This is a genomic window from Pseudomonas sp. S44, assembly GCF_016624805.1.
Lineage (GTDB): Bacteria > Pseudomonadota > Gammaproteobacteria > Pseudomonadales > Pseudomonadaceae > Aquipseudomonas > Aquipseudomonas machongensis.
The window spans coordinates 52428-62652 of sequence record NZ_JACVTY010000034.1; the positions used below are offsets into that span (position 1 = coordinate 52428).

Here is a 10225-nt window from a genome sequence, read left to right on the forward strand (position 1 = left end):
GGCTTGTCGGGTCACGCCCGCAAAAGCCCACCCCGGCACAGGGATCAGCCGAGCTTGCTGATTCGCCAGATGCCGAACGGCTGGTGCCAAGGCTCGATGCGCATCCACTGGGTCTTGCCATGCCAGGTCCAGCGGTGCCCGGTCATCAGGTCTTCACCTTGCGTATCGGCGCTGTCATCGAGCCCCAGCTCCCACAGCGGCAGTTCGAAATGCGCTTCCTGGGCGTTGTACGGGTCGAGGCTGATGGCGATCAGGATGAAGTTGTCGCGCTCGGGCGTGCGCTTGGCGAAATACAGGATCTGGTCGTTCCAGCAGTTGAAGAAGGCCACGCCCAGGTGCGTCTGCAAGGCGCGGTTCTGTCGGCGGATGCGGTTGAGCTGGGCGATCTCGGCGACGATATTGCCAGGCGCGGTGAAGTCGCGCGGGCGGATCTCGTACTTCTCCGAATCCAGGTACTCCTCCTTGCCCGGCAAGGGCGTGCCCTCGCACAGCTCGAACCCCGAGTACATGCCCCACAGCCCCGAGCCCATGGTCGCCAGCGCCGCGCGAATGAGAAAACCGGCGCGGCCGCTGGTCTGCAGGAAAAAGGGGTTGATGTCGGGGGTATTGACGAAAAAGTTCGGCCGGTAGCACAAGCTCCACGGCGGCTGGTTGAGCTGCTCGAAGTACTCGCGCAACTCCTGCTTGGTATTGCGCCAGGTGAAATAGGTGTAGCTCTGCGCGTACCCGACCTTGCCCAGGCGCGCCATCATCGCCGGCCGGGTAAAGGCCTCGGCCAGGAAGATCACATCAGGGTACTGGCTGCGCACATTGGCGATCAGCCATTGCCAGAACGGCAGCGGCTTGGTGTGCGGGTTGTCGACACGGAAGGTGCGCACGCCCTCCTCGACCCAGCCGACCACCACATCGCGCAGTGCCAACCACAACGAGGGCACGGCCTCGGGCGCATAGAAATCGACGTTGACGATGTCCTGGTATTTTTTCGGCGGGTTCTCGGCGTAGCGAATGGTGCCGTCCGGGCGCCAGCTGAACCAGCCCGGGTGTTCGGTAAGCCAGGGATGGTCCTGGGAACACTGGATGGCGAAGTCGAGGGCAATTTCCAGGCCGTGCTCGGCGGCAGCGGCGACCAGCCGACGGAAGTCTTCGCGGGTGCCCAGTTGCGGGTGGATGGCGTCGTGGCCGCCGTCTGGGCTGCCGATGGCGTAGGGGCTGCCCGGATCGTCGGGGCCCGCCTGCAGGGCATTGTTGCGCCCCTTGCGGTGCTGCTTGCCGATGGGATGGATGGGCGGGAAGTACAACACGTCGAAGCCCATGTCGCGGATCATCGGCAGGCGCTGGTGCACATCGTCGAACGTGCCGTGGCGCGCCGGATCGTCGGTGACAGAGCGTGGGAACAGTTCGTACCAGCTGGCGAACAGGGCGCGCTCGCGGTCCACGTCCAGCGGCAGCTCGGGACTGCGGGTCAGGTAACTGCGGTGTTCGGCCTGGCTCATCAGGCTGGCGCTTTCGGGGCTCAGCAGCAACGCCACCTGATCGTCCGGTGCCAGCGTCGGCAAGCGCTGTTGCAACTGCTCGAGCTGCTCGCGCAACGGCCCTTCGCTGCGCTCGATGCCCTTACCCAGCAGCAGCCTGCCCTCCTCCAGCTCCAGCTTGACCTCGACACCGGCGTGATACTTCTTCTCGAGGTCGTGACAGTACGTGGCGTAGGGATCGATCCAGGCTTCGATGCCGAACAGGTGCAAGCCCAGCTCCACTGGGGTGAACTCGGCAACCCACAGGTCGTTGCCTGCCGAAGTCATCGGCACGCCATGCCAGTGGCGGCTGTGGGCCTGGCGCCAGTGCAAGACCACCGCCAGGCGGTCATGGCCGTCGCTGTAGACCTTGCTGGTGATCTGAACCGCCTGCCCGCTTACCGCCTTGACCGCGAAGGTGCCGCCGTCGAGCACGGGCGTGGTGTCCTCGATCACGATGCGTGGCGCCAGCAAGGCCTGGGACAGGCTGATGGCCTGGTCGGGATGATCGTTGGCCTTGGGCACTTGCTCGAAAGGCGCTTTTGCGACGGGCTCATTACCAGACATCGAACCTTGCTCCCCTAAGCTGGTGGCGGTAAGGGTTCAGAGCCGTGGGTGCGCGGCGGGTTCAAAAAAATTGAGCGAATGGCTGGCACGGCAGGTCGAAGCCTGCAGAACCTCTTCATCCACCGCGCGAGGTCAGGCCATGAACATTCCCATTCCACCGGAGACGCCCGATCCGAACATCGACGACCCGGCGCTGCCGCCGCCGGTGCCCGAGGAAGATCCGGACGAACTGCCGATCAAGCCGACCGTGCCACCGACGGTAGGTGATCCGCCGAGCCAGGAGCCGCCGGTGAAAGCTTGAGGATAGCTGCATGTGGCGAGTTGCAAGCGCCAAGCTGCACCCGCCACTTATCCCTTACAGCTGCAGTTCTTCGACGCTGATCTCGCGCATCCGAAACTTCTGCACCTTCCCGGTCACCGTCATCGGAAACTCGTCGACGAAGCGGAAATGCCGCGGCACCTTGAAATGCGCAATGCGCGCCTTGCACCAGGCCTGCAAGTCCTCGACCGTGGCGCTGTGCCCGGGGTGCAGCTTGATCCAGGCGACGATTTCCTCGCCGTAGCGGCTGCACGGAATACCGATCACCTGAGCATCGGCTACCGCCGGGTGGGTGTAGAAGAACTCCTCGAGCTCGCGCGGATAGATGTTTTCGCCCCCGCGAATGATCATGTCCTTGTTGCGCCCGACGATGCGCACATAGCCCTGCTCGTCCATCACCGCCAAGTCGCCCGTGCGCATCCAGCGCGCCGGATCGATCGCCTGGTGAGTGGCTTCAGGGTTATTCCAGTAGCCGAGCATCACGCTGTAGCCGCGGGTGCACAACTCGCCGATCTCGCCACGCGGGACGATCACGCCGTGCGCATCCACCAGCTTGGTCTCCAACTGCGGCTGCGTGCGTCCGACCGTCGTCACGCGCAGCTCCAGCTCGTCGCCAGGGCCGGTCTGCAGCGACACCGGGCTGGTCTCGGTCATGCCGTAGGCGATCTGCACCTCACCCATGTGCATCTGCTCGATCACCCGGCGCATCACCTCGATCGGGCAGGTAGCGCCGGCCATGATGCCGCTGCGCAGGCTCGAGAGGTCCAGGGTGCTGCGCGACGGGTGGTCGAGCATGGCGATGAACATGGTCGGCACGCCATAGAGGATGCTGGCGCGCTCTTCGGCCACAGCCTGGAGCGTCAACGCGGGGTCGAAGGCATCGTTGGGGTAGATCATGGTGCTGCCGTGGGTGATGCAGCCCAGGTTGGCCATGACCATGCCAAAGCAGTGGTACAGCGGCACCGGGATCACCATGCGGTCCCGTTCGCTCAAACCCAGGCTTGCGCCGACCATGAAGCCGTTGTTGAGGATGTTGTAGTGGCTGAGCGTGGCGCCTTTCGGCGCGCCAGTGGTGCCAGAGGTGTACTGGATGTTCACCGCCTGGTCGAACTGCAAGCCCTGCTGCCTCGCCTGCAGCGTCTGGGCATCGACCTGCCCTGCCCGTTCGGCCAGCGCATCCCAGGGCAGGAAACCGCTGGGCGGAGTGGACGACAGGCTGATGACGCCACGCAGGTCCGGCAGGCGTTCACTCGCCAGTGGCTGCGCACCCAGCTCGGGCACCAGTTCCTGGACCATCGCGTGATAGTCGGACGACTTGAAGGCATCGGCGCACACCAGCCAGCTGCAGCCGGACTGGCGCAGCACATACTCCAGCTCGCCCACCCGGTACGCCGGGTTGATGTTGACCAGGATCGCACCGACCTTCGCCGTGGCGATCTGCAGGATGCACCACTGCGCGCAGTTCGGCGCCCAGATACCGACTCGATCTCCACCGGCCACGCCCAGGGCAATCAGCGCCCGGGCATGCACCTCGACCTGCTCGGCCAGCGCGCGCCAGCTGTAGCGCAGGCCTTGGTGGCGCACCACCAGGGCCTCGCGCTCGGGCCAGCGGGTGGCGGTGGCATCGAACGCCTGACCGATGGTCTGGGTCAGCAGGGGCCGGTCCTGGCGGCCGCGGGTGTAGCTTGGTTGACTCATGAGTGTCCCTTCTTGTGGTTGTTCTGGGCATGACTGAAGCAAGCGAAGGGTACTCTGGCGCACATTTACGTTTACGTAAAGGTGATGATCCAATTGACAGCCCGAAAAGGCAGGTTTACGTTTACGTCAACCACAAGCACCGATCCTGTGGGAGCGGGCTTGCCCGCGATGAGGCCGGACCAGACAACATCGCTGGCCGTTCTGACGGGCATCGCGGGCAAGCCCGCTCCCACAGGGTCGGTGCAGTACCTCGAATTTCAAGAACAACAAGGTGCCCACGCATGCATTACCCGACCCTGAACTTCGCCCTGGGCGAGACCATCGACATGCTCCGCGACCAGGTGCGCACCTTCGCTGCCGCCGAACTCGCCCCGCGCGCGGCGCAGATCGACCACGACAACCTGTTCCCCGCCGACATGTGGCGCAAGTTCGGCGACATGGGCCTGCTGGGCATTACTGTTTCCGAGGAGTACGGCGGCGCGGGCCTGGGCTACCTGGCCCATGTGGTGTCGATGGAAGAGATCAGCCGTGCCTCGGCCTCGGTGGCACTGTCCTACGGCGCCCATTCCAACCTCTGCGTCAATCAGATCAACCGCAACGGCACCCATGAGCAGAAGCTCAAGTACCTGCCCAAGCTGATCAGCGGCGAGCACATCGGTGCCCTGGCCATGAGCGAGCCCAATGCCGGCTCCGACGTGGTGTCGATGAAACTGCGCGCCGAGAAACGCGGCGACCGCTATGTACTCAACGGCAGCAAGACCTGGATCACCAACGGCCCCGACGCCAACACCTACGTGATCTACGCCAAGACCGACCTGGACAAGGGCCCGCACGGCATCAGCGCATTCATCGTCGAACGTGACTGGAAGGGCTTCTCGCGCAGCAACAAGTTCGACAAGCTGGGCATGCGTGGCTCCAACACCTGCGAGCTGTTCTTCGATGGCGTCGAAGTGCCGGAAGAAAACATCCTCGGCCAGCTCAACGGCGGTGTGCGCGTGCTGATGAGCGGCCTGGACTACGAGCGCGTGGTGCTCTCGGGCGGACCGACCGGCATCATGCAGAGCTGCATGGACCTCGTGGTGCCCTACATCCACGATCGCAAGCAGTTCGGCCAGAGCATCGGCGAGTTCCAGCTGATCCAGGGCAAGATCGCCGACATGTACACCCAGCTCAACGCCAGCCGCGCCTACCTCTATGCCGTAGCCCAGGCCTGCGACCGTGGCGAGACCACGCGCAAGGACGCCGCCGGGGTGATCCTCTACACCGCCGAGCGCGCCACGCAGATGGCCCTGGAAGCGATCCAGATCCTCGGCGGCAACGGCTACATCAACGAGTTCCCGGCCGGGCGCCTGCTGCGCGATGCCAAGCTCTACGAGATCGGTGCCGGCACCAGCGAAATCCGCCGGATGCTGATCGGCCGCGAATTGTTCAACGAAACCCGCTGAGCACAAGGAACTGGCGTCCATGGCTACCTTGCACACCCAGATCAACCCGCGCTCGGCGGAGTTCGCCAGCAACAGCGCGGCCATGCTCGAACAGGTCGATGCCCTGCGCACCCTGCTGGCCCAGGTCAGCCAGGGCGGCGGGCCCAAGGCCCAGCAGCGCCACACTTCGCGTGGCAAGCTGCTGCCACGCGAGCGCATCGACCGCCTGCTCGACCCGGGCTCGGCGTTTCTCGAGATCGGCCAGCTCGCCGCTCATGAGGTGTATGGCGAAGACGTACCGGCAGCAGGCGTGATCGCCGGCATCGGCCGCGTCGAAGGGGTCGAGTGCATGATCGTGGCCAACGACGCCACGGTCAAAGGCGGCTCCTACTACCCGCTGACCGTGAAGAAACACCTGCGCGCGCAGACCATCGCCCTGCAGAACCGCCTGCCGTGCATCTACCTGGTCGACTCCGGCGGCGCCAACCTGCCGCGCCAGGACGAGGTGTTCCCCGACCGCGAGCACTTCGGGCGGATCTTCTTCAACCAGGCCAACATGAGCGCCTTAGGGATCCCGCAGATCGCCGTGGTGATGGGCTCGTGCACCGCAGGTGGCGCCTATGTGCCGGCCATGGCCGACGAAGCGATCATGGTGCGCCAGCAGGCGACCATCTTCCTCGCCGGCCCGCCGCTGGTGAAGGCCGCCACTGGCGAGGTGGTGAGCGCCGAAGAGCTGGGCGGCGCCGACGTGCATTGCCGCACCAGCGGTGTGGCCGACCACTATGCCGATAACGATGAACACGCCCTGGCCATCGCCCGGCGCAGCGTCGCCAACCTCAACTGGCACAAGCTGGGCAAGCTGCAATGCCAGGCGCCGGTTGCTCCGTTGTATGGCGCAGAAGAGCTGTATGGCGTGGTCCCGGCTGACGCCAAGCAACCGTTCGACGTGCGCGAGGTGATCGCGCGGCTGGTCGACGGTTCGGTGTTCGATGAATTCAAGGCCCTGTTCGGCACCACCCTGGTGTGCGGTTTCGCTCATCTGCACGGCTATCCGGTGGCGATCCTGGCCAACAACGGCATCCTCTTCGCCGAAGCCGCGCAAAAAGGCGCGCACTTCATCGAACTGGCCTGCCAGCGCGGCATCCCGCTGTTGTTCCTGCAGAACATCACAGGGTTCATGGTCGGCAAGAAATACGAGGAAGGCGGCATCGCCAAGCACGGCGCCAAGCTGGTGACCGCGGTGGCCTGCGCCCAGGTGCCGAAGTTCACGGTGATCATCGGCGGCAGCTTCGGTGCTGGCAACTACGGCATGTGCGGGCGCGCCTACGATCCGCGCTTCTTGTGGATGTGGCCCAATGCGCGGATCGGCGTGATGGGCGCCGAACAAGCCGCCGGCGTGCTGGCCCAGGTCAAGCGCGAGCAGAGTGAACGCAGTGGCGAAGTGTTCAGCGCCGATGACGAGAAGAAGCTCAAGCAGCCGATCCTCGACCAGTACGAGCGCCAGGGCCACCCCTACTACTCCAGCGCCCGGCTGTGGGATGACGGCGTCATCGACCCGGCGCAAACCCGTGAAGTGCTGGGCCTTGCCTTGTCCGCCGCGCTGAACGCCCCGATCGAACAGAGCCGCTTCGGCATTTTCCGGATGTGACCCATGAGCGATTTTGCCACCCTCGAAGTGATAAAGGACCCTCGCGGCTTCGCCACCCTGTGGCTAAGCCGGGAAGACAAGAACAACGCCTTCAATGCCCAGATGATTCGCGAACTGATCGTTGCCATCGACCAACTGGGCGAAGACGCCAGCCTGCGCTTCGTGCTGCTGCGTGGCCGTGGTCGGCACTTCAGCGCCGGAGCAGACCTGGCCTGGATGCGGCAGTCGGCGCAGCTGGATTTCAATACCAACCTGGACGACGCCCATGAACTGGGCGAGTTGATGTATGCGTTGCATCGCCTGAAGACGCCGACCCTGGCAGTGGTCCAGGGCGCCGCATTCGGCGGTGCGCTGGGCCTGATCAGTTGCTGCGACATGGCCATCGGCACCGAGGATGCACAGCTGTGTCTTTCGGAGGTACGCATCGGCCTGGCACCGGCGGTGATCAGTCCGTTCGTGGTCAAGGCCATCGGTGAACGCGCCGCACGCCGCTATGCCCTGACCGCCGAGCGCTTCAGCGGTGCGCGCGCCCGCGAACTGGGCCTGCTGGCCGAGGTGTACCCCGCCAGCGAACTGGACAGCCAGGTCCAGGCCTGGATCGACAACCTTCTGCTCAACAGCCCGCAGGCCCTGCGTGCCACCAAGGACCTGCTGCGCGAGGTGGACGACGGCGAGCTGAGCCCTGCCCTGCGTCGTTACACCGAGAACGCCATCGCCCGCATTCGCGTCAGCCCCGAAGGCCAGGAGGGCCTGAGCGCCTTCCTGGAAAAACGCCGCCCCGCCTGGCAGCCCGTCGACAAGGAACCTCGCCCATGAGCCACCCCACGCTGACCACCCTGCTGGTCGCCAACCGCGGCGAGATCGCCTGCCGGGTGATGCGCACCGCCAAGGCCATGGGCCTGACCACCGTCGCGGTGCACAGCGCCACCGACCGTGACGCCCGGCACAGCCGCGAGGCCGATATCCGCGTCGACCTGGGCGGCACCAAGGCGGCCGACAGCTACCTGGTGATCGACAAGCTGATCGCTGCAGCCAAGGCCAGTGGCGCTCAGGCGATTCATCCCGGCTACGGTTTTCTTTCCGAGAACGCAGGCTTTGCCCGCGCCATCGAGCAGGCCGGGCTGATCTTCCTCGGCCCACCGGCCAGCGCCATCGATGCCATGGGCAGCAAGTCGGCGGCCAAGGCCCTGATGGAAGCCGCCGGGGTGCCGCTGGTGCCCGGCTACCACGGTGACGCCCAGGACCTGGAGACTTTCCGTGCCGCTGCCGAGCGCATTGGTTATCCGGTGCTGCTCAAGGCCAGTGCCGGCGGGGGCGGCAAGGGCATGAAGGTGGTCGAGCAAGAGAGCGACCTGGCCGACGCTCTGGCCTCGGCACAGCGCGAGGCGCAGTCGTCGTTCGGTGATGCACGGATGTTGGTGGAAAAGTACGTGCTCAAGCCTCGGCACGTGGAAATCCAGGTGTTCGCCGACCAACACGGCCACTGCCTGTATCTCAACGAGCGTGACTGCTCGATCCAGCGTCGCCACCAGAAAGTTGTCGAAGAGGCACCGGCACCAGGCTTGTCGGCGCAACTGCGCCAAGCCATGGGCGAGGCTGCGGTGCGCGCAGCCCAGGCGATCGGTTATGTCGGTGCGGGCACGGTGGAGTTCCTGCTCGATGCCCGCGGCGAGTTCTTCTTCATGGAAATGAACACCCGCCTGCAGGTCGAACACCCGGTCACCGAGGCGATCACCGGGCTGGACCTGGTGGCCTGGCAGATCCGTGTGGCTTGCGGCGAGGCATTGCCGATCACCCAGGAGCAGGTGCCGCTGGTCGGCCATGCCATCGAGGTGCGGCTGTATGCGGAAGATCCGGCCAATGACTTCCTGCCGGCCACCGGCACCCTGACGCTGTACCGCGAATCGGCGCCAGGCGAAGGGCGTCGGGTCGACAGCGGGGTCAGCGAGGGCGATGTGATCTCGCCGTTCTACGACCCGATGCTGGGCAAGCTGATCGCCTGGGGGCAGGATCGCGAACAGGCGCGTTTGCGCCTGCTGGCCATGCTCGACGAGTTCGCCATCGGCGGCTTGAAAACCAATATTGCCTTCCTGCGGCGCATCCTCGCCCATCCGGCCTTCGCCGCCGCCGAACTGGACACCGGCTTCATTGGTCGTCATCACGAGGTGCTGCTGCCCGCCACGGGCGAGCGCCCGGCGATGTTCTGGCAAGCCGCTGCCGAAGCCTGGCTGCAGAGCGGCTCACCACGGCGGCGCGCAGACGACGGTGACTCGCCCTGGGCCCACAACAATGGCTTGCGCCTGGGCCTGCCGGCTCGCAGCAGCCTGCATCTTTCATGCGACGGTCAGGACCAGGCCGTGGCGCTGCAGAACAGCGCGCCCTCGGCATTCCAACTGCTCGGCGAGCACTTGGTGCAGGATCAGGATGGCCTGCGTCGGCGCTACCTGGCCATTCGTCGCGAAGGGGTGCTGTACCTGCAATGGGCGGGCGAACTGCACGCGGTCATGGCGTTCGATCCGATTGCCGCCGCCGAGGCCAGCCAAAGCCATCAGGGCGGTCTGGGCGCGCCCATGAACGGCAGCATCGTGCGCGTGCTGGTCGAAGCGGGCCAGACGGTGGAAGCCGGAACAGCGCTGGTAGTGCTGGAGGCGATGAAGATGGAGCACAGTATTCGTGCACCGCAGGCGGGGACAGTGAAGGCGCTGTTCTGCCAGGAGGGCGATATGGTCAGCGAAGGGACGGTGCTGGTGGAACTGGAGGAGCGCTGAGGGCCCTGCAGGGGCAAACTGTCTTGTTCAAAATCCAAAGGTCAGCCCAATCCCTTGTGAAAGCGGCGGTTCGCCGCGGCGACTTGTCCCCCGAAGCAGACGCCGCGCTGCATGGCACCGGCTACGCCGGTGATCGCGGGACAAGCCCGCTCCCACAGACAACACCGCAGTATTCAGAAGTTGCGAAGCTCTTGTAGGGGCGACTGTCTTGTTCAAAATCCAAAGGTCAGCCCAATCCACTGTGGGAGCGGGTTTACCCGCGAACACGGGCGTAGCCCGTGCCAGGCAGC

Annotated in this window: 7 protein-coding genes; 5 read left to right on the forward strand and 2 right to left on the reverse strand. The window is 65.2% G+C overall.

The window, feature by feature from the left end; all coding sequences use genetic code 11:
• Positions 1 to 44: 44 nt before the first annotated feature.
• On the reverse strand, positions 45 to 2078 hold the full coding sequence (locus tag IAE40_RS21620) for an alpha-1,4-glucan--maltose-1-phosphate maltosyltransferase (RefSeq protein WP_200603844.1): 2034 nt from the start codon (positions 2076 to 2078) through the stop codon (positions 45 to 47).
• Positions 2079 to 2217: 139 nt separating this feature from the next.
• Between IAE40_RS21620 and IAE40_RS21625 the strand changes: the two genes are divergently transcribed.
• Positions 2218 to 2379, forward strand: a complete 162-nt coding sequence (locus IAE40_RS21625) for a hypothetical protein (RefSeq protein WP_172964780.1) — start codon at positions 2218 to 2220, stop codon at positions 2377 to 2379.
• 54 nt (positions 2380 to 2433) lie between these two features.
• Here the strand turns inward: IAE40_RS21625 and IAE40_RS21630 are convergent, their stop codons facing one another.
• Positions 2434 to 4095, reverse strand: coding sequence for an AMP-binding protein (locus IAE40_RS21630; protein ID WP_200603845.1), 1662 nt, complete (start codon positions 4093 to 4095; stop codon positions 2434 to 2436).
• A gap of 281 nt (positions 4096 to 4376) precedes the next feature.
• Here IAE40_RS21630 and IAE40_RS21635 point away from each other — a divergent pair, with 281 nt between their 5' ends.
• Genes IAE40_RS21635 through IAE40_RS21650 form a run of 4 tightly spaced genes read left to right on the forward strand, consistent with a single transcriptional unit; the run spans position 4377 to position 9935 of the window.
• Positions 4377 to 5540, forward strand: coding sequence for an isovaleryl-CoA dehydrogenase (locus IAE40_RS21635; protein WP_197890264.1), 1164 nt, complete (start codon positions 4377 to 4379; stop codon positions 5538 to 5540).
• 19 nt (positions 5541 to 5559) lie between these two features.
• On the forward strand, positions 5560 to 7167 hold the full coding sequence (locus tag IAE40_RS21640) for a carboxyl transferase domain-containing protein (protein ID WP_063544193.1): 1608 nt from the start codon (positions 5560 to 5562) through the stop codon (positions 7165 to 7167).
• Positions 7168 to 7170: 3 nt separating this feature from the next.
• Entirely contained in the window at positions 7171 to 7983 is an 813-nt protein-coding gene (locus IAE40_RS21645) for a gamma-carboxygeranoyl-CoA hydratase (RefSeq protein ID WP_200603846.1), read from the forward strand.
• Positions 7980 to 9935: an acetyl/propionyl/methylcrotonyl-CoA carboxylase subunit alpha gene (locus IAE40_RS21650; protein ID WP_153772983.1), complete on the forward strand. Its 1956-nt coding sequence runs from the start codon at positions 7980 to 7982 to the stop codon at positions 9933 to 9935. The genes IAE40_RS21645 and IAE40_RS21650 overlap by 4 nt, the downstream gene beginning before the upstream one ends.
• Positions 9936 to 10225: the final 290 nt, after the last annotated feature.